This window comes from Pseudoduganella sp. R-31, assembly GCF_049913235.1.
Taxonomy (GTDB): Bacteria; Pseudomonadota; Gammaproteobacteria; order Burkholderiales; family Burkholderiaceae_D; genus Rugamonas.
Window position 1 is genome coordinate 6,174,379 of the sequence record NZ_CP183986.1, and the last position, 18,814, is coordinate 6,193,192.

At 65.0% G+C, this 18,814-nt stretch carries 18 protein-coding genes; 7 read left to right on the forward strand and 11 right to left on the reverse strand.

The window, feature by feature from the left end; translation table 11 throughout:
* Nucleotides 1–21: 21 nt before the first annotated feature.
* The 7 genes from ACN9MY_RS28160 to ACN9MY_RS28190 form a co-directional block, all read right to left on the reverse strand.
* The gene (locus ACN9MY_RS28160) at nt 22–288 is read right to left on the reverse strand and encodes a DUF5985 family protein (protein WP_426319335.1); all 267 of its coding nucleotides are present in this window, start codon (nt 286–288) and stop codon (nt 22–24) included.
* Nucleotides 288–545 carry a DUF5985 family protein gene (locus tag ACN9MY_RS28165; RefSeq protein WP_426165118.1) on the reverse strand — a complete coding sequence of 86 codons (258 nt, stop codon included), beginning with the start codon at nt 543–545 and terminating at the stop codon, nt 288–290. Before ACN9MY_RS28165 ends, ACN9MY_RS28160 begins: the two co-directional genes overlap by 1 nt.
* Nucleotides 546–989, reverse strand: a complete 444-nt coding sequence (locus ACN9MY_RS28170; protein WP_426319336.1) for a hypothetical protein — start codon at nt 987–989, stop codon at nt 546–548.
* 85 nt (nt 990–1,074) lie between these two features.
* Nucleotides 1,075–3,285, reverse strand: a complete 2,211-nt coding sequence (locus ACN9MY_RS28175) for a xanthine dehydrogenase family protein molybdopterin-binding subunit (protein WP_426319337.1) — start codon at nt 3,283–3,285, stop codon at nt 1,075–1,077.
* Nucleotides 3,282–4,268, reverse strand: a complete 987-nt coding sequence (locus ACN9MY_RS28180) for an FAD binding domain-containing protein (protein WP_426319338.1) — start codon at nt 4,266–4,268, stop codon at nt 3,282–3,284. The genes ACN9MY_RS28175 and ACN9MY_RS28180 overlap by 4 nt, the downstream gene beginning before the upstream one ends.
* Before the next feature lie 11 nt (nt 4,269–4,279).
* On the reverse strand, nt 4,280–4,870 hold the full coding sequence (locus ACN9MY_RS28185) for a (2Fe-2S)-binding protein (protein ID WP_426165126.1): 591 nt from the start codon (nt 4,868–4,870) through the stop codon (nt 4,280–4,282).
* Between the two features lie 80 nt (nt 4,871–4,950).
* A complete protein-coding gene (locus tag ACN9MY_RS28190; protein WP_426319339.1) occupies nt 4,951–5,505 on the reverse strand; it encodes a carboxymuconolactone decarboxylase family protein in 555 nt (184 codons plus the stop codon).
* Between the two features lie 96 nt (nt 5,506–5,601).
* Between ACN9MY_RS28190 and ACN9MY_RS28195 the strand changes: the two genes are divergently transcribed.
* Entirely contained in the window at nt 5,602–6,939 is a 1,338-nt protein-coding gene (locus ACN9MY_RS28195) for an aspartate aminotransferase family protein (RefSeq protein ID WP_426165130.1), read from the forward strand.
* A gap of 66 nt (nt 6,940–7,005) precedes the next feature.
* Here ACN9MY_RS28195 and ACN9MY_RS28200 read toward each other — a convergent pair whose 3' ends face one another.
* The 3 genes from ACN9MY_RS28200 to ACN9MY_RS28210 are packed head-to-tail and all read right to left on the reverse strand — an operon-like array spanning nt 7,006 to nt 10,592.
* Entirely contained in the window at nt 7,006–7,851 is an 846-nt protein-coding gene (locus ACN9MY_RS28200) for a fumarylacetoacetate hydrolase family protein (protein WP_426319341.1), read from the reverse strand.
* Between the two features lie 29 nt (nt 7,852–7,880).
* A complete protein-coding gene (locus ACN9MY_RS28205; RefSeq protein WP_426319342.1) occupies nt 7,881–9,206 on the reverse strand; it encodes an MFS transporter in 1,326 nt (441 codons plus the stop codon).
* Nucleotides 9,207–9,215: 9 nt separating this feature from the next.
* Nucleotides 9,216–10,592, reverse strand: a complete 1,377-nt coding sequence (locus ACN9MY_RS28210; protein ID WP_426336456.1) for a KamA family radical SAM protein — start codon at nt 10,590–10,592, stop codon at nt 9,216–9,218.
* Nucleotides 10,593–10,763: 171 nt separating this feature from the next.
* Here ACN9MY_RS28210 and ACN9MY_RS28215 point away from each other — a divergent pair, with 171 nt between their 5' ends.
* Both ACN9MY_RS28215 and ACN9MY_RS28220 read left to right on the forward strand, forming a co-directional pair.
* Nucleotides 10,764–11,213, forward strand: a complete 450-nt coding sequence (locus ACN9MY_RS28215) for a cache domain-containing protein (RefSeq protein WP_426319344.1) — start codon at nt 10,764–10,766, stop codon at nt 11,211–11,213.
* Nucleotides 11,214–11,222: 9 nt separating this feature from the next.
* A complete protein-coding gene (locus tag ACN9MY_RS28220; protein ID WP_426336457.1) occupies nt 11,223–12,995 on the forward strand; it encodes a methyl-accepting chemotaxis protein in 1,773 nt (590 codons plus the stop codon).
* Here the strand turns inward: ACN9MY_RS28220 and ACN9MY_RS28225 are convergent.
* Entirely contained in the window at nt 12,924–13,493 is a 570-nt protein-coding gene (locus ACN9MY_RS28225) for a DNA-3-methyladenine glycosylase (RefSeq protein ID WP_426336458.1), read from the reverse strand. The genes ACN9MY_RS28220 and ACN9MY_RS28225 overlap by 72 nt on opposite strands.
* A 121-nt stretch (nt 13,494–13,614) precedes the next feature.
* On the opposite strand from ACN9MY_RS28225, the gene ACN9MY_RS28230 reads away from it, so the two are divergent.
* From ACN9MY_RS28230 to ACN9MY_RS28245, 4 genes are all read left to right on the forward strand, one after another.
* The gene (locus ACN9MY_RS28230; RefSeq protein WP_426165144.1) at nt 13,615–14,481 is read left to right on the forward strand and encodes an HDOD domain-containing protein; all 867 of its coding nucleotides are present in this window, start codon (nt 13,615–13,617) and stop codon (nt 14,479–14,481) included.
* 5 nt (nt 14,482–14,486) lie between these two features.
* Nucleotides 14,487–15,602, forward strand: coding sequence for a hypothetical protein (locus ACN9MY_RS28235; RefSeq protein WP_426165146.1), 1,116 nt, complete (start codon nt 14,487–14,489; stop codon nt 15,600–15,602).
* Nucleotides 15,603–15,644: 42 nt separating this feature from the next.
* Nucleotides 15,645–16,823, forward strand: coding sequence for a tetratricopeptide repeat protein (locus ACN9MY_RS28240; protein WP_426319346.1), 1,179 nt, complete (start codon nt 15,645–15,647; stop codon nt 16,821–16,823).
* A gap of 68 nt (nt 16,824–16,891) precedes the next feature.
* Complete coding sequence (locus ACN9MY_RS28245) at nt 16,892–18,808, forward strand: CocE/NonD family hydrolase (RefSeq protein ID WP_426319347.1); 1,917 nt, start codon at nt 16,892–16,894, stop codon at nt 18,806–18,808.
* Nucleotides 18,809–18,814: the final 6 nt, after the last annotated feature.

Here is an 18,814-nt window from a genome sequence, read left to right on the forward strand (position 1 = left end):
ATTGCAGGCGTGGCGCACCACTCACGGTTCCCCGGAGCGCCGGTTCTTCCTGACGATCGCCACCAGGATCAAGCCGTACTCGACCAGGCGCAACAAATAGGATGGCGGCGCATCAGGGCCGTCGGCCGGCCAGGCTTGCAAAAGCCGATGCACGCCTTCGAGCACAAATGCGATTGCAAAGTAGATGAAGAGGCTGTCGCGCGATTGCCGCCAGTAGCGGACAAAAAACAGGGCGATCACCATCGCCGCCATGAAGATTGCCCCATTCAGCCAGGAGTTGATTTGCATCACTCGCCCTCCCATACCAGGCCATACAGCAGCGGAAGCAAAGCGACCAGGCCGGCCACCAGGCGTACTGTGGATAAATCGGTGTCCGGGAGGATCAGGCGGTCAATGATCAGGAGCACGTTGGAAAGAAACATACCGCCAAAACACAGGCCGCTCCAGAAAAGCAGGCGATGCCGTGTCGTCCGATAGCTCCGCAGCACGAGGATGGCGCATGCCAGGGCGGTCGCCGCACACATCAGGTATATGACACTTGCCATCTACTTACCCTTTCGCCAGACAAACGCATCGGCCAGCATCTGTGCTTTGCCGCCTGGTTTGGTATGAATGAGCGTACTGACTTCGATCAAATGGTGCGCATACACTACCGCCAGCCTGGTCCACAGTTCGTCCAGGTCCGCGGAGGCCGGGCTATAGCGCAGGCCGCCGGCATCGCCGGCAATGATGCCATCGGCCTGCATCCTGGCCAACAGGCGCTGCGTGTCATCCTCGCTGAGGTAAAGGCGGCGCGCAAGGGCATCCGGCTGCCACGCATGCCTGCCTTCACGCATCAGCAGTACCGCTTCGATATAGGGTACGGACGGCACGCACTGCACCAGGTAACGCCGGATGTCATCCGGAATCGGTGGAGAAACCATGGTCAGGCGACCGCCCTTGATCGGAGAGAACAGGATGTTATGCGCATGGAATTTATATTGCACCATCCATATTTCGCTTGCAAGAATACAGCCCCAACCGTGCGCGACGCGCGGCGCCCGACAGTCAGTCACAACAGGCGGAACCAGAAAATCACACCAGCTTGTCGAGAGTAATCGGCAGGTCGCGCACGCGCTTGCCGGTGGCGTGGTAGACCGCGTTCGCCACTGCGGCGGCCACGCCGACGATCCCGATCTCGCCGATGCCGCGCGCGCCCAGTTCATTGAAGCGGGTGTCATTGCCCGGCAGCGCCACCACGTCGATGTCGCCCACATCGGCGTTCACCGGCACGTGGTAGTCGGCCAGGTTGGCATTGGCAGCACGGCCGTAGCGCCAGTCCATCTCGGTCTTTTCCATCAGGGCCATGCCCAGGCCCCACACGATGCCGCCGATGAACTGGCTGCGCGCGGTCTTCGCATTCAGCACAGTGCCCACGTCGTAGCAGGCCACGATGCGCGGCACACGCACTGTGCCAAGGTCAGGATCCACCTGTACTTCAACAAACACCGCGCCGAAGGAATGCATGGAATATTGCTTCTTTTCCTCGCCCGGCATGGCTTCCGCGTCGCCGGTAACGGCTTGCCCGCCGTTGCGCGCGATCACTGCCGCCATCGGTTCGCCGCGCTCCGGCGTGACGCGCAGCCGCAGCCAGCCGCCTGCCGTCTCCACTTCGGCCGCATTGAAGCCATGCATCGGCGATGCCTTGTCGGCCACCGCCATCGTCACCAGCTTGTCGCGTGCGGCCGTGCAGGCGCGATGCACGGCCGGTCCTATGCTGGCCGCCGTCATCGAGCCGCCCGATACCGGCGCTTCCGGCATTTCCGTGTCGCCCAGCTCGAAGCGTACTTTCTCCAGCGGCAGGCCAAGCGCGTCTGCCGCCACCTGGGTCATGATGGTGTAGGTGCCGGTACCTATATCCTGTGAGCCGCAGCGCACCAGCGCCGTACCGTCGGGCGCAATGCTGGCCCAGGCCTTAGCCGGCATGCGGTTGGCCGGATAGGTGGCCGTGGCCATGCCCCAGCCGACCAGCGTGCGGCCGGCTTTCATCGAACGCGGCGCGGAGGTTCGCCTGGCCCAGCCGAAACGTTCCGCTGCAACCTTGTAGCACTCGCGCAGCTGCTTGGCCGAGAAGGGGATGTTCTTCTCCGGATCTTGATCGGCGTAGTTCTGCAGCCGCAGCGCGACCGGGTCCATGTTGAGCGCATAGGCCATTTCGTCGATGGCGCATTCAAGGGCAAAGCTGCCCGTCGCCTCGCCTGGCGCGCGCATATAGGTCGGCACGCCAACGTTCAGCGTCGCCAGTTGCTGCGTGGTTTGCAGGCTGTCGCTGGCGTACAGGACGCGGGTTGGCGAACTGCATGGCTCCGTAAAGTCGTCCTGCACGGACGTGTGCGAGATCGTGTCGTGCACGACCGCGAGCAGGCGCCCATCGGGGTTGGCGCCAATGCGCAAGCGCTGTTCCGTCATCGGCCGGGCCCCGACCGGTGCGAACATCTGTATCCGCTCCAGCGCAAGCTTGACAGGACGTCCCACCATGCGCGCGGCCATTGCGGCCAGCACCACGTGCGACCACATATTGCCTTTGCAGCCAAAGCCGCCGCCAACGTAGGGCGACACCACCCTCACCTTTTCCGGCGGGATGCCGAGCGCACGGGCGCAATTCTTTTTCACGCCCGAAATGTACTGCGTGGCGTCGTACAGCGTGAGGTGGTCTCCCTCCCAGGCAGCGATGGTGGCATGCGGTTCCATCGGGTTGTGGTTCTCGACCGGCGTCGTGTACAGCACGTCGATGCGCTGGGCGGCTTGCGCCAGGCTGGCCTGCACATTGCCCCGCTGCGTCTGCATCGGCCGGTCCGGCTGCTCCTTGGGCTTGCGCAGCTTGCGCTTGGCGGCCTGGAAGTCCAGCAGCGCCGGCTGAGGCGCATAGCGCACCTTGATCGCGCGTGCCGCATCCTGCGCCTGCTCCAGCGTTTCCGCTACCACCACCGCAATCGGCTGGCCGTTGTACCTGATCTCGTCGTCCTGCAGGAGGTTCAGCTTGGGCGGCGGTGGTTTCTGCTCCTCGCCGCCCGGCTTTTCGCGCGGCAGGCGCGGGGCATTCTTGTGCGACATGACGGCCAGCACGCCGCGCATGCCGCTTGCCCGTGCCGTATCGATCGCATTGACGCGGCCCTTGGCGATGGTGCTGAGCACCAGCACGGCGTGCGCCACGCGCGGCAGGGCATGCTCGGCAGAAAAGGGGGCGGCGCCCATGACCTTCAGGCGCCCATCGGTGCGCGGGATGGCTTGTCCGACCTGTTTCATACGCCCTCCCCTGCGATGCGTAGCGCGCGCACGATGGCGCGCTGCGCGAGGTCAACCTTGAAGCGGTTGCCTTCCAGCGGTTGCGCCCCTTCGAGCAGGCGCTGGGCGGCGGCGCGGCACTGCGCCTCGTCGAGCGGGCGGTCCCGCAACAGGGCTTCGGCTTCAGGGCGGCGCCATGGCTTGTGTGCCACGCCGCCCAGTGCAATGCGCGCTTCGCGCACCGTGCCACCGTCCATCGCCAGCGCGACCGCCACCGACACCAGCGCGAAGGCATAACTGGCCCGGTCGCGCAGCTTGAGATAGTGGCTGTGGCGCGCCATGCGCGATGGCGGCAGGTCGATGGCGACGATCAGCTCGCCGGGCTGCAATACCGTGTCCCGCTGCGGCGCATCGCCCGGCAGGCGGTGGAAGTCGCCCAGCGCAACTTCGCGATCGCCTTGCGAGCCGCGCAGCAATACCACGGCATCCAGCGCCGCCAGCGCGACGCTCATGTCGGAAGGATTGACTGCCACGCAGGATGGGCTGGCGCCCAGGATCGCATGCATGCGCTGGTAGCCTTCGCGGGCATCGCAGCCCGAGCCGGGCTGGCGTTTGTTGCAATGGCTGAAGGCCGTATCAGTAAAGTAAGGGCAGCGGGTGCGCTGCATCAGGTTGCCGCCCATGGTTGCCATGTTGCGCAACTGCGCCGAGGCGCCGGACAGCATGGCTTGCGCCAGCAAAGGATAGCGCTCGCGCACCACGGCATGGCGTGCCGCATCGGCATTGCGGACACTGGCGCCGATGCGCAGGCCGCCGCCGGGCAATTCCTCGATCCGGTCCAGGCCCGCGCGGCTGATGTCGACCAGCCGCAGCGGGTGCTCGACGTCGCCCTTCATCAGGTCCAGCAGGTTGGTTCCGCCGGCGATGAAGCGCGCACCGTCCTGCTGCGCCAGGCGCAAGGCGTCCGCCGCATCGCGGGCACGTTCATAGTAGATGGATTGCATGGCGCGCTCGCTCAGCTGCGCCGCAGCGCCACCTCGCGGATGGCGGCGACGATATTGGGATAGGCGCCGCAGCGGCAGATATTGCCGCTCATGCGCTCTCGGATTTCATCATCGGTGAAACCTGCCCCGTCGGCGCGCACCTCCTCCAGCAAGGCCGTGGCGGAGCAAATCTGGCCCGGCGTGCAGTAGCCGCACTGGAAGGCGTCGTGCTCGAGGAACGCTTGCTGCAGCGGCGACAGCGCGTCGCCCTGCGCCAGCCCTTCGATCGTGGTGATGCGCTGGCCTTCATGCATGACGGCCAGCGTCAGGCAGGCGTTGATGCGGCGGCCGTCGACCAGGACCGTGCAGGCGCCGCATTGGCCGCGGTCGCAGCCCTTCTTGGTGCCGCCCAGGCCGATATGCTCGCGCAACGCATCGAGCAGCGTCACGCGCGGCTCAAGCGAAAGGCTGTAATCTCGGCCATTGATGTTCAGGTGGACCGGCCGCGGTGGCGCAGCGGGTGCCGCCGCGGCGGTGGGCGGCGCTGCGCTCGTCGCGGCCGGCACTTGTGTGGCGCCGACGACGGCCAGCGCGGATTGCAGGAAACTTCGGCGGTCAGGCATCGTTCGCTCCCCGGAAAAAGCAGCGCTATCGATGGTGCCGCGCCAGGCGCCGGGCTTCCGTTAGCCCGCGCACACAAAGGCTATATTGCGAGGGGAGTTGCGGTCGACGGCGGCGCTGCCGAGCGCGCGCCATTCATCACCATGGCCAGCAAGGTGTAGTAGCCGTTGATGCCCATCAGGTCCGTCACGCCCTTTTCGCCGAATTGCAGCATGGCCGCCGCCCAAGTGGCGTCGCTGACTTGCCTGGTGCTGTGAAGTTCATGGCAGAAATCATAGACCGCCTGCTCGTCCGGCTGCAAGCCGGCCGGCGCCTGACGTGCTGCGATGGCGTTGATCACGGCTTGCGGAATCCCTGCCTGCGCGGCAATCGGCGCGTGGATCGCCCATTCCACCTGCTGGTCCCACTGGCGCGAAGTGACCAGGATGGCCAGCTCGGTCAGGCGGGTGCCGATCGCGCTGCGGTAGCGCAGGTACTCGCCGAGCCGCTGGGTGCAAGCCATCAGTTCGGGACTGTGCAGCAGCGGCACGAAGGGGCCATACAACGCGCCGCGCGGGCCATCGATGACTGCCTGCGCGGCGGCGCGCTGCTCGGCTGTCATCTCCGATGGGGGAATAGGTCCTAGTCGTTCACTCATAGCCACAAATGGTCGCACAGGACAGGAGAAAAATCAAAACACGGCCGCGGCACGCGCGCTAATGTCCTTGGACGACCAATCCTGCGAGGAGCCGCCATGACCCACCTGATCCACCGCGACCTGCGCCGCACGCCGCCCGTAGCCGTCTGCGCTTTCGGAATGCAAGTGCGCGACAGCGAGGGCAAGACCTATCTCGATGCCAGCGGCGGCGCCGCTGTCTCCTCGCTGGGGCATAGCCATCCGGACGTGCTGGCGGCCATGCAGTCGCAGCTCAAGGTGGCAGCCTATGCGCATACCTCTTTCTTCACTACCGAGGTGGCGGAAGAACTGGGCGAGCGGCTGGCGCAGGATGCGCCCGGCGACTTGAATTATGCCTATCTGGTATCGGGCGGATCGGAAGCCATCGAGGCAGCGCTGAAACTGGCGCGCCAGTATTTCGTCGAGCATGGCCAAACGGAGCGGCGCGTGTTCATCGCCCGCCGCCAGAGCTATCACGGCAACACGCTGGGCGCGCTGGCCCTGGGCGGCAACGAGTATCGCCGGCGCCATTTCGAGCCGATGCTGATGGACGTGGCGCGCGTATCGCCCTGCTTTGAATACCGCGAGCGCCGCGCCGGGCAGGATGTGCACGAGTACACGGCCAACCTGCTGCAGGAGCTGGAGGCCAAGATTCTCGACCTGGGGCCGCAACACGTAATCGGCTTCTGCGCGGAGACGGTGGTGGGCGCAACCAGCGGCGCGGTGCCGCCGACGCCGGGCTATTTCAAGGGCGTGCGCGCGCTGTGCGACAAGTATGGCATCCTGATGATCGCCGATGAAGTCATGTGCGGCATGGGACGCACCGGGACCTTGTATGCCATCGAGCAGGAAGGCGTGGTGCCCGATATCGTGGCGCTGGGCAAGGGGCTGGGCGCGGGCTACCAGCCGATCGGTGCGGTGGTTGCGCGTGACCATATCGTGCAGCGCCTTCGCTCAGGCAGCGGCGTGTTCCAGCATGGGCATACTTATGTGGGACATCCGGTGGCGGCAGCGGCGGCGCTGGCGGTGCAGAAGGTGATCCGGCGCGATTCGCTGCTGGGGGCGGTGACTGTGCGCGGAGCGTCGTTCAAGCGCATGCTGCGCGATGCGTTCTCGTTGCATCCGAACGTGGGGGACATCAGGGGGCGCGGCATGCTGCTGGCCCTGGAGCTGGTGCAGGATCGGGAGGGCAAGCGGCCGTTCGATCCGGACTTGCGGCTGCATGCCGCGGTGAAGGATGCCTGCATGGAGTGCGGGTTGATGGTGTATCCGATGGGGGGCACCATCGACGGCCGGCGGGGGGATCATGTGCTGCTGGCGCCGCCGTTCATTGCGACAGAGGCGGATTTGCAGCAGATTGTGGCGCGCTTGAGCGATGGGCTGGAGCGGGCCTTGCTTCGCGTGCGGCCGGCTTAAAACCCGCAAGACGGTGCCTGACCCGCAGGGTCAGACACCGATTCGCGGCCGTCGCAGGCCAAGTCTTTAGAACTCCTGGTAACCGATGACGTCCTGCTGCTGCTCGCCAAGGCCTGCAATTCCAAGGCGCACGAAGTCGCCCTTCTTCAGGAAGCGCTTGCGCGCCAGCCCAACGCCGGGCGGGGTGCCGGTCGCGATGATGTCGCCCGGCTCCAGCGTCATGAAGCGCGAGATATAGGCCACCAGCTGCGGCACCTTGAAAATCATGGTCTCCGTGCAGCCGGTCTGCATGCGCTTGTCGTTCACCTCGAGATAGAGGTCCAGCTTGTCCAGGTCCCACACCTCATCGCGCGTCACCAGCCACGGGCCGACCGGGCCGAAGGTATCGCAGCCTTTGCCCTTGTCCCAGGTGCCGCCGCTCTCGAGCTGGAACTCGCGCTCGGACACGTCATTCACCACGCAATAGCCGGCGATATGCTTCTCGGCGTCTTCCTCGCTGACATTGCGCGCACGGGTGCCGATCACCACGCCCAGTTCCACTTCCCAGTCGGTCTTCTTCGAACCTTTCGGCAGCATGATCGGATCGTCCGGGCCGGACAGGCAGGTAATCGCCTTCATGAAAATAATCGGTTCGCTCGGAATCGGCAGGCCGGCTTCCTTCGCGTGGTCGGCGTAGTTCAAGCCAACGCCGATGAACTTGCCCACTTTGGCAACGGGCACGCCAAAGCGCGGATTGCCGCGCACCACCGGCAGCGTTTCGGGATCGATCCTGGCCAGCTTGCGCAGTACCTTGTCGGACAGGTTGGCGCCGGCGAAATCGCTGATCTCGCCGGACAGGTCTCGCAGTTTGCCGAATTCATCGATCAGGCCAGGTTTTTCTTTGCCTATACGGCCGTAACGAACCAGTTTCATAAATCTTCCTTCGTGTTGAAGGCGACATTCTACCGGAAGCGTCGGAGCAGGTAGCGGCACAGGCCCGGCAACTGGATCAGCACCAGCAAAGCGAAAGCGCATTGATAGGCCAGGGCCGGGTAATTCCCCAGCGGCGATGGCCGCCACAAGCCGATCACCTGGCCGAAGCCGGCCTGCACGATGAAGGCGCCGATGAAGATCAGCAGGTTGAGGCAGGTCGAGGCGCGCCCCGTCAATGCTGGCGGCATCGCTTGCGCCACGATGGAATATTCCATTCCGGTGACGCAGCCGACCAGCATGAACAACACCGGCAGCACCTGCTGCGCCGGGCGCCAGCCTGATGCGAAAGCACATTGCAACAGCACGAAGACCAGTATTCCCGCAGCCGCAATATCGAGCGTGCGCCAGCCTCGCTTTGCCGCCCATTCGGTCAGCATGCCGACCGCGATCGAGCCGAAGATCACCGCCGCCATCCCAAGGTAGAGCAGCCAGGCGATAGCTTGCTCGCCGTAGCGGGGCACATCGGCCAGCCAGCGCGCTATCCACAATCCCTGCACGCCAAAGAAGACCGTGTGCGGCAGCAGCACCAGCATCGCGGTCTCGCGGAATACCGGGTGGGTGAAGGTTTCCACCAGTGCGCTGCGGGTGAACGGGCGCGGTGGCGCGGCCGGCGGGGTCGGAGCGAGAAACAGGATCAACAAAGCGACCGCGATGCAGGCACCGGCCAGCGCGATCATCAGCCATTGCCAGCTCATATGGTGCAAGGCCAAGCGCACGGGCAAAGTGGCCGTTGCCGCGCCCAGGCCGCCGGCAGCGATCAGGTAGCCTTGCACAGAAGGCAGCTTGTGCGCCGGCAGCCAGGTGTTAAGCGCCTTGATGGCCGACATGAAACAGGCCGCCAGTCCAAACCCCATGAGCGCGCGTGCAATCGCAAGGCCGGCGAAATCCCTGCCGCCCGCAAAAGCCAGCGTGCCGATGGCTGCGATCAGCAGCAGCACGAACTGCACGCGGCGCGGCCCGTAGCGGTCCAGCGCAATGCCGATCGGAAGCTGGGCGAACGCGAAGGCGAGGAAGTAGGTACTGGTCAACATGCCAAGCTGCGACGGCGTCAGGTTTGCCTGCGCCACGAGCTGCGGCGCCAGCATGGCGTTCACGCTGCGCAGCAGCCAGGAGATATAGTGTCCCAGCGCGAAGGGAATGAACACCAGGAACAGCGTGGCGGGACCGGACAAGGTGCCCGGCACCCGCTCGCGCCCGCACCACCAGCGCGCAGGCGCTCTCGCCCATCGCCTGCGCCAATCACCGGGAAGCGGCGCTGCCGCTTGCGCATCGCGAGTGGCGGCGGGCGCGCGCATCGCATGCTCCTATGCGACCAGCGGAATCACCCGGCGCGGCAGCACCGGCACCGTTGCCACACCCGGTACATGCCCGGCTCCCTGCTCGCCCTCCTCGAAGAAGAACTTGTCGCGTCCGAACGCCGGCCGGAGCTGGTCGAACCAGGTCGCGGTCGGGTCGTACTTGGCGTAGAAGGGCTTGCGTACCCAGTCCGCATTGCGCGCCTGCAGGAACTGCAGGGCAAACACCTTCTCGCCGCCGACCTGGGCCACGCCGTCGATCACCACCTTGCCGGGAAATGCACTCATGGAGGGGCCGCGCACCGTGCGCGCCAGTCCGGACACCATCTGGTAAGCCTGCTGGAACACCTCGTGCGCACGCGCCAGCGGCAACTGGAAATACTCGCGCGGCCCCGTATCGCGCTCGACGAACATGTAATACGGGATCGCTCCCAGCCTCACGCCGGTGCGCCACAGCTCCGCCCAACTGGCCGGGTCTTCGTTGATATGCCTGATCAAGGGCCCTTGCATGCGCAAGGTGGCGCCGGTGCCGACAATCCTCTTGACCGCCTGCTGCGCTACTTCCTGCCGCAACTCCACCGCGTGGTTGTAGTGCCCCATGATCGCCATGTTCTTGCCCGCTGCGACAACGCGCTCGAACAGGCGCAGCAGGTCGTCGGCATCGCGGTCGCTGACATAGCGCTGCGGCCAGTACGACACGGACTTGGTGCCGACGCGGATGTTCTGGATATGCTCCAGGCCGGGCGCGAGCAGGGGGGCGATGATCTCCTCCATCGAGCGCGTGTTCATGATCATCGGATCGCCGCCCGTGATCAGCACGTCCGTCACGTCCTTGTGCATCTTCAGGTACTCCACCAGCTGCGTGGTTTCGCGCGCGTCGAACTTCATGTCGTCCATGCCGACGAACTGCGGCCAGCGGAAGCAGAAAGTGCAGTAGGCGTGGCAGGTCTGGCCCGCGCTGGGGAAGAACAGCACCGTCTCCTTGTACTTGTGCTGCAGGCCGCGCAAGGGGGCATCGTTCACGCGCGGCACGTTGTGCGTCATCTGCCCTGCCGGGTGCGGGTTCATGCGCAGGCGGATCTGCCGCACCAGCTGTTGCGCGGCTGCGTCATCCTGCCTGACCAGGACCAGGTCGCGCAGCTGCCAGTATTCGTGCGCGGGCAGCATGTCGCGGTGCGGGAACACCAGGCGGTAGATCGTATCGTCCGGGATATTGTCCCAGTCGATCAACTGGTCCAGCACGTACTGGTTGGTGCGAAACGGCAGCACATGCGAGATGACCTGCACCGCTTCCTGCTGCTCGGGCGTCAGCAGTTCCCACTGCGGCGCCTGGCGGATGGTTTGGCGGGTGTATGGCTTGAACTTGGGCAGGGCATCGGCGGTCATGGCGTACTCCTGGGTGGGTGGGCTAGGACTTCATGATGGTCCGATTAAGAAACGGCCTATTGCCGTAGCTCAATGCCCAGCCGGAAAAATCCTACGAGCTTGCGTTTGCGCAATTGCCGACCAGGTGTGCAGACGTACAGTTGGGCTTCCATCCCAGCCAAGGAGACCGGCATGAAACACATCCTGCTAGCACCACTGCTCTTCCTCGCCATGGCGGCGCCCCAAGCCAGCGAGCCGACCGAAAAGGACGCCATCGCCATGGTGGAAAAAGGCGCGGCCTTCATCAAGCAGCATGGCAAGGACAAGTTCATCGAGAAGATCTCCGCCAAGGATCCTGAATTCATCCAGGGCGCGCTGTACGTCGATATCCGCGACCTGCAGTCGGGCATCGTGCTGGCGCACCCGGTCAATCCCACCATCGTCGGCAAGGATCTGACCGATGTGCCCGATGCCAGCGGCAAGAAGTACCGGCGCGAGATCATCGAACTGGCTGCCCGCAAGGGCAAGGGCTGGGTCGACTACATGTACAAAAACCCCACCACCGGCAAGATCGAGCCGAAGACCACCTACATCCAGCGCGTCGGCGATGCGGTGCTGGAAGCAGGCATTTACAAAAAGTAGGAGGCGGCCATGCTGAACCGACTGCGGATTGGACCCAAGCTGTTGTTGGCGCCGGGCGTGGTACTGGCGCTGCTGCTGGCGACAGCGGCATGCGCCTGGTTCGGCATGGTAAGGCAGAACGCATCGATGGAAAACCTGGTGCAGCTGCGCGCGGCGCGGCTGCAGGCGGTGGCCGACGTGGCGGGCGAGGCGCGCATGGCGCATGCCAATATCTACCAGCTCCTGGCCTGGATCAACGGCAGCTTTGCGCAGGCGCGGCTGGACGCACTGACGGCGCAGCTGCGCAACCGGCATGCTGCAGTCGGCACGCGGCTGGAGCAGCTGGGGCGCGAGGCGGCGCCCGACGAGCGCGGCTTGCTGGCAGGCTCGCAGCAGGCACTGGCGAGCTATCGCAAGGCGGTGCAGGAGACCATCGAACTGGCGCAGGTGGACCAGTCGATCGCGACCAATGCCATGGCCAAGGCGGAACGCCAGTTTGCGGCGCTGGACCTGCAGCTGTCGCAACTGGCTGCGCTGGAAAAAGCCCTCAGCGAGGCTGCCTATGTCGGCGCGCGCCAGGAGTTCCGCCTGCTGGGCATGGCGATGGCCGGCTTGCTGCTGCTGTCGGTGGCGCTATCGCTGGCGGTGTCGATGCTGGTGCGGCGCGCGCTGTTGCGGGACATCCATGCCATCGGCGATGGCGTGCGCAGCCTGGCGTCGGGCCGGCTGGTCGCGCGCCCGCCGGCGCGCGGTCGCGATGAAATTGCCGATACGGCGCGGGCGCTGGACGGAAGCGTGGCGCAACTGAACGGCACCATCCGCGCCATCCGCGGCGCGGTGCAGCAGATCGACCTGGCGTCGCGCGAGATCGCGACCGGGAATATGGACCTGTCGGCACGCACCGAGCTGCAGGCCAGCTCATTGGAGGAAACGGCCAGCGCCGTCGACAGCCTGGCGGCGGCGGTGCGCAGCAATGCCGACCATGCGCGCGAGGCTTGCCAGGTGGCCGCCAATGCCAACGAACTGGCGGCGCGCGGCGGCGCGGCAGTGTCGGATGCGGTGCAGACCATGGAGGCGATTCGCTCTTCTTCCCGCAAGATTGTCGAGATCATCGGCGTGATCGACGGGATTGCGTTCCAGACCAACATCCTGGCGCTGAACGCTGCAGTGGAGGCGGCGCGGGCGGGCGAGCAGGGTCGCGGGTTTGCGGTCGTTGCGGCGGAGGTGCGCACGCTGGCGCAGCGCAGCGCCACGGCGGCGCACGAGATCAAGGCGCTGATCAACGCTTCGGTGGCGACCATCGACCGCGGCGCGGAATCGGTGGGCGTTGCCGGGGGCAGCATGGGGGATATCGTGGCCTCGGTACGGCAGGTTGGCAGCATTATCCAGCGCATCAGCGATGCCAGCGCGGAGCAGGCGCGCGGGATCACCGAGGTCAACCAGGCGGTGGGGCAGATTGATGACGTCACCCAGCAGAATGCGGCCCTGGTCGAACAGGCGGCTGCCGCCGCCGCCAGCCTGCAGGAACAGGCGGCCGGGCTGGCGCAGGCGGTCGCCGTGTTTGAACTGGGCGACGAGATGGCGCCCGGCTGGGGCGAAGCGCACGGCAGCGAAGGCGCCGCAGCGGGCAGTGGCGGCGGTGCGGAAGCGATCGGCTTGGACGACTGGCGCGACGTGGCGCATGGCGGCGAGCGCCGCGCGGCGGGCAGCCCGATGCGCGCGCGGCAGGGCTTAGCGGAATGGGCGGCTGACAAACGGCGAACCAGCCAGGCCGAAACGCCAGGGAACATCCACCGCCTTTGAAATGCCGATGCGCGGCCCGACCACGACCTGCACCCGCCCCTTGCGCGGCAGCAGTTCGAACGGCGCCGCGCCAAGCGACTTGGCATTCAGTTCGCGCGTCACGCCCATCGCCTGCGCCAGCCGGCCCGGCCCGGAGCACAGCAGCCGCACGTCGTCCATGCCGCGCCGCGCCTGCATCTGCCGGATGCCCTGCAGCGGCTCGATGGCGCGGATCAGCACCCCGGCGCCGTGCCCCTCTTCCCGGCACACAAAATTCATGCACCAGTGGATGCCATGCGAGAGGTAGACATAAGCATGGGCAGGGGGACCGAACATGGCGAAATTGCGCGCCGTTTCGCCGACAAAGGCGTGTGACGCCGGATCTTCCCGGTCATACGCCTCCACCTCGACAATACGTCCCCCAACGCCATTGACGAGCACCGTCACGCCGATCAGGCGGCGCGCCACTTGCTGTGCGGGAGCGCTGAAATCAATACCAGCCAAAATGTGAGAAGACATGCTATCGATTGTAGCAATCCTGTTATTTATGCATGAAAAAAAACTCATTCGTGCCCCGGGTTGCAGGCAAAAAACAGGCGATAATGACGGGGCCCGCCAGCAGAACAACATTCGAAGCAAAATGACAACAGCAGCAGCCCGGCTCCCGGCCCACAATACGACCGCAGAAGACGCGCTGTTGCGCTCCATCCGCATCCCGCCGCGTCCCAGCCTGCTGGTCGACCTGCAGCGCGAACTGGCGCAGGACGACCCGTCGCCGCGCGCCATCGCCCGCATCATCGGCAACGACGTCGGCATGTCGGGCGCCCTGCTGAAACTGGCCAACTCGCCGTTCTATGGCGCCACGCGCAAGGCCAAGTCGGTCGAGCAAGCCATCAACTTCCTCGGCATCAACCAGTGCGCTGCCATGTTGACCGGCATCCTGGCGCGCGAAGCGGTCGGCGCCAACAACCCGGCCCTGAACCAGTTCTGGGAAGTGTCGTCCTGCCGCGCCCAGGCCCTGGTCTTCATTTCCCGCAAGCTGCGCCTGGCGCCGCCCGATATCGCCCATACCTTCGGCCTGTTCTGCGACATCGGCATCCCGATCCTGATGGCGCGCTTTGAAGACTACGGGCAGACGCTGGACATCTGCAACGGCGCCGCCAGCCGCAAGTTCACCGAGATCGAAGATGCCCGCCACACGACCAACCACGCCGCCATCGGCTGCCTGCTGGCGCGCAACTGGGGCCTGTCGCCGGACGTGTCCTGGGCCATCCTGCACCACCACGACTACGAAGTGCTGTGCGACGACGCCACCGACGACGCGATCCGCTCCCTGGTCGCCGGCGCGGTGCTGGCCGAACGCGCCATCCAGCGCTATCACGGCAACAGCGCGTCGCTGGAATGGGAAAAAGGCGGCGAGGCCGCCTGCCGCCACCTCGGCATGAACGAGGACGAAACAGCCGACCTGCTGGACGAATTGCACGAAACCTTCCACATTGAACACTGAGCCGCATGCAAAAGACAAAGAACAAGCGCCCAGCACCACGCAAGCCCAATACACCTCCAGCCGACAAAGATGAAACCCTGAGCCAGGAACTGTTCAGCCTCGCGCTGGCACAGGAAGATGACCTGCGCCACGCCGTGCGGCGCTACCTGCGCCAGGGCAAGGACGCCATCCTGTATGGTGCCATCGAACTGGCGCGTGGCGAGGATGTCGCTGCCTATCGCACGCTGAAGGAGGCGATCGAAGAAGACGCCGGCACCGTCCTGCTGCGCAAGGGCGATGGTCCGGAAATGGAAATCAACGCCTTTGCCATCCCCGTCTTCGTGCACAGCCAGGGTGGCTTGCGCGAAGCGGAAGGCTTCCTGGACGAAGCGGCGTATGCTGCCCTGCTGGACAGCTTTACCGGCGCCGGCCTGGAAAGCCCGAAAGCCAGGGTGGTGCTGGTGCAGCACGCCTACGACCTGGCCGAAATGGAACGCATCAGCGCCAGCCAGCTGAACGCCATGGTGCACGAAGCGGCAGCGGCCATGATGGACAAGAAAGTCGCCGAAGCCCCGGCCCTGCTGCGCAGCATCGCCGGCTGGCAGCCGGCCGCGTTCGGCGCCGACGACGAAGCTGTCGAGCTGCGCTTCCTGCTCGGCTTCGCCCTGAAGCGTGCCGACGACCCGTTCTACGCCATGCCGGCAGCCGGCAAAAAGCAGGACGCCTGGTTCGAAGCGCGCATGCAGCGCTACCAGGACTGGACCGTTTCCGCCGCGCCGCTGGTGCAGCGCTGCCTGGCCGGCGCCGGACGCGCCGGCGAACTGCGCCTGAACTTCCTCTACCAGGACCTGTTCCATGGCGCCCTGCAGCAAGGCAAATCCGAACACTGGATGCTGGCCATGATGGCCGAATTCGGCGCCGCGCTGGACGGCCAGGGCCCGGCCCGCGCCATCATCACGCTGGTGGAGACCGAGGACGATGCGGCCCTCGGCGTGCAACTGATCGGCGCGGCCGGCGAGCTGGCGCACGCAGACCGCCGCCTGGACGTGGGCGACGAGGTGGAAGCGGAGATCGACGACCTGCGCGACGCCCTGGCGACCCTCGGGATCGACGACATTACCGTCGAATTGACAGCCCCCTGAGACGCGCACATACTTGTTTCATAGAGGTGAGGAGACGCCACCATGAAACTACTGTCAACATTGATTTTCGCTGCATTGCTGGCCGGCTGCGCAAGCGGTCCGCCGGCAGTTTCAACGCCTGAACGCGCGCTCTTCACCGACGCAGCCTTCCGCAAGCCGGCCGACATGATCACGCCGGAGCAAGTCTTTGAACTGTCGCCGGAAATGAAGGCCTATGCGAATAGGCTGCGTTCATCGCTAAGCGGCAAGTCGAAGCACCAGGCTCTGTATGAAGCGCTGTACCAGCGCGACCAGCTTCGCCTCGAATACGACTCCGAAACAACGCGCACGGCCGCCGAGGCCTTTGCAGCGCGCGCCGGCAATTGCATGTCGCTGGTGATCATGACGGCCGCCTTCGCCCAGGAACTGGGGCTGGAGGTGCAATTCCAGCGCATCACCAGTGAAGACACCTGGAGCCGTTCCGGTTCGCTGTACTTCAGCAGCGGCCACGTCAACCTGGTATTGAGCAAGCCAAATCCTGTATCGGAGCGTACCTACGATACCATGCGCTCGATTGTCATCGACTTCCTGCCGCCGCCGGATGCCGAGCTGATGCCGACCGAAATCATTTCGCAGCGCACCGTGGTGGCCATGTACATGAACAACCGCGCCGCCGAGACGCTGGTACAGGGCAAGCTGGACGAGGCTTACTGGTGGGCCCGCGCCGCCATCGAATACGAGCCCAACTTCCTGATGGGGTACAACACCCTGTCCACCGTCTACCAGCGCCACGGCGACATGCAGATGGCCGAAACGACGCTGCGCTTCGCCCACCAGCATGATCCTCTGAATACGGTGATCCTGTTCAACCTGTCCGAAGTCGCCAATGCGCTGGGCAAGAAGGACGAAGCGGCCAAATACAAGGCCGAGCTGGCACGGCTGGAACCCTACCCGCCCTTCTACTTCTTCCACATCGGACAGAAAGCAATGGCCGAAGGGGACTACCAGAAAGCGCGCTCGATGTTCGTGCGCGAAGTACAGCGTGCTCCGTATTACCACGAGTTCCACTTCTGGCTGGCCAAGGCATCTTTCGCACTGGGCAACCTGAAGGAAGCCGACAAGCATATGTCGCTGGCAGTAATGAACAGCACCACGCGCGGCGACAGCGCCATCTACGCCGGCAAACTGGCCGCCCTGCGCCTGTACGAATCGCGAGCCCGTCTTCGACCGGGAGAAATCTAAGTAACCCCGGTGCCAGCTCCTGACACGCGCAGCGTGTTGGGCCCTGGCACCGGCATAATAAAGGAATCATGCTTTCCAAACTCAGCCCCCTCGCCCTTTCCCTTGCACTGGCCTTCGCAGGCGCCGCCCACGCGGCGCCTGATGAAAAGCCGGACCTGCGCTCCTCCTACACCAAGTACGAATTCCGCATCCCCATGCGCGACGGCGTGCGCCTGTTCACGGCCGTCTACGTGCCGAAGGATGCCGGCAAGTCCTATCCCTTCCTGATCGAACGCACGCCCTACAGCGCGGGCGTGAATGTCGACGGCCAGCTCCAGTACGGACCTGACTTTTTCCCGCGCCGCCTCGGCCCTTCGGCCGATTTCAGCGACGCCGGCTACATCTTCGTCAAGCAGGACGTGCGCGGCCGCTACATGTCCGAAGGCAAGTGGCAGGAAATGACGCCGCATGCCAAGACCGCGCTGGAGCCGGGCGAAGGCAATGAAAGCCGCGACATGCACGACACGGTCGACTGGCTGCTCAAGCATGTGGCCAACAACAACGGCAAGGTCGGCATCTACGGCATCAGCTATCCCGGCTTCTACACAGCAGCCAGCATCATCGACTCGCACCCGGCGATCCGGGCCGCCTCGCCGCAGGCGCCGGTCACCGACCTGTTCATGGGCGACGATTCCTACCATGGCGGCGCCTTCATGCTGGCGGCTAACTTCGACTTTTACGCCGCCTTCACGGAAGAAAAGAACCCATCACCCCTGCCCAAGAGCTGGAGCGATTTCGATTACGGCACCACCAGCGGCTACGACTACTTCCTGCAGCGCCTGACCATGTCGAACATCCTGGCCGGCATGCAGCCCAAGCAGCTGGCCTACCTGAAGCCGACCATCGACCACGACACCTACGACGAATTCTGGAAGTCGCGCAACCTGGCGCCGCACATGAAGAACGTCAAGGCCGCCGTGATGACCGTCGGCGGCTGGTTCGATGCGGAAGACCCGGCAGGACCGTTCTCGATCTACCGCGCCGTCGGCAAGAACAACCCGGGCATCTACAACGGCCTGGTAATCGGCCCATGGTCGCACGGCGGCTGGGCCAGCGGCGAAGGCAAGCGCCTGGGCCACGTGAAATTCGACAGCAAGACCAGCGAGTATTTCAACAAGAAGCTCTTGTTCCCCTTCTTCGAGGAGCAGTTGAAGGGCGTCAAGCCGGCGCAGCCGATTGCCGCCGTCAACACCTTCGAGACCGGTACCAACGTCTGGCGCCAGTACAGCGCATGGCCGCCGGTGCAGGCCAAGGCGAAGATGTTGTACCTGGGCCCGAACGGCACCCTTGGCTGGACCCAGCCTGCTGCCGGCGGCGGCTTCGACGAATACATCAGCGACCCGCGCAGGCCGGTGCCTTATATCGGCTATCCGGCGACCGGCGTGCCACGCGAGTACATGGTTTCCGACCAGCGCTTTGCTTCGACGCGCCCCGACGTGCTGGTGTACCAGAGCGAAGTGCTGGAAGAAGACGTGACCATCGCCGGCCCGGTGACGCCCAAACTGTTCGTCTCCACCACCGGCACCGACAGCGATTTCGTGGTCAAGCTGATCGACGTCTACCCGAACGACTATCCGCAGGACAAGGAAGAAGAAAAGCACACGGACGTGGCGCCGCCGTCAGTGAAGATGGGCGGCTACCAGCAACTGGTGCGTGGCAATCCGCTTCGCGGCAAGTTCCGTAACAGCTTCGAAAAGCCCGAGCCTTTCGTGCCGGGCAAGGTGGAGCCGCTCAGCTACCAGTTGGGCGACGTGCAGCACACTTTCCGCCGCGGCCACCGCATCATGGTGCATGTGCAGAGCAGCTGGTTCCCGCTGGTCGACCTGAACCCGCAGACCTTCGCCAACATCCCGAACGCGAAGCCGGAAGACTTCGTGAAGGCCACCCAGCGCGTCTACCATGCGCCGGGCACGGCGTCGGGCCTGCAGCTGATGGTGATGCCTTGAGCGGTG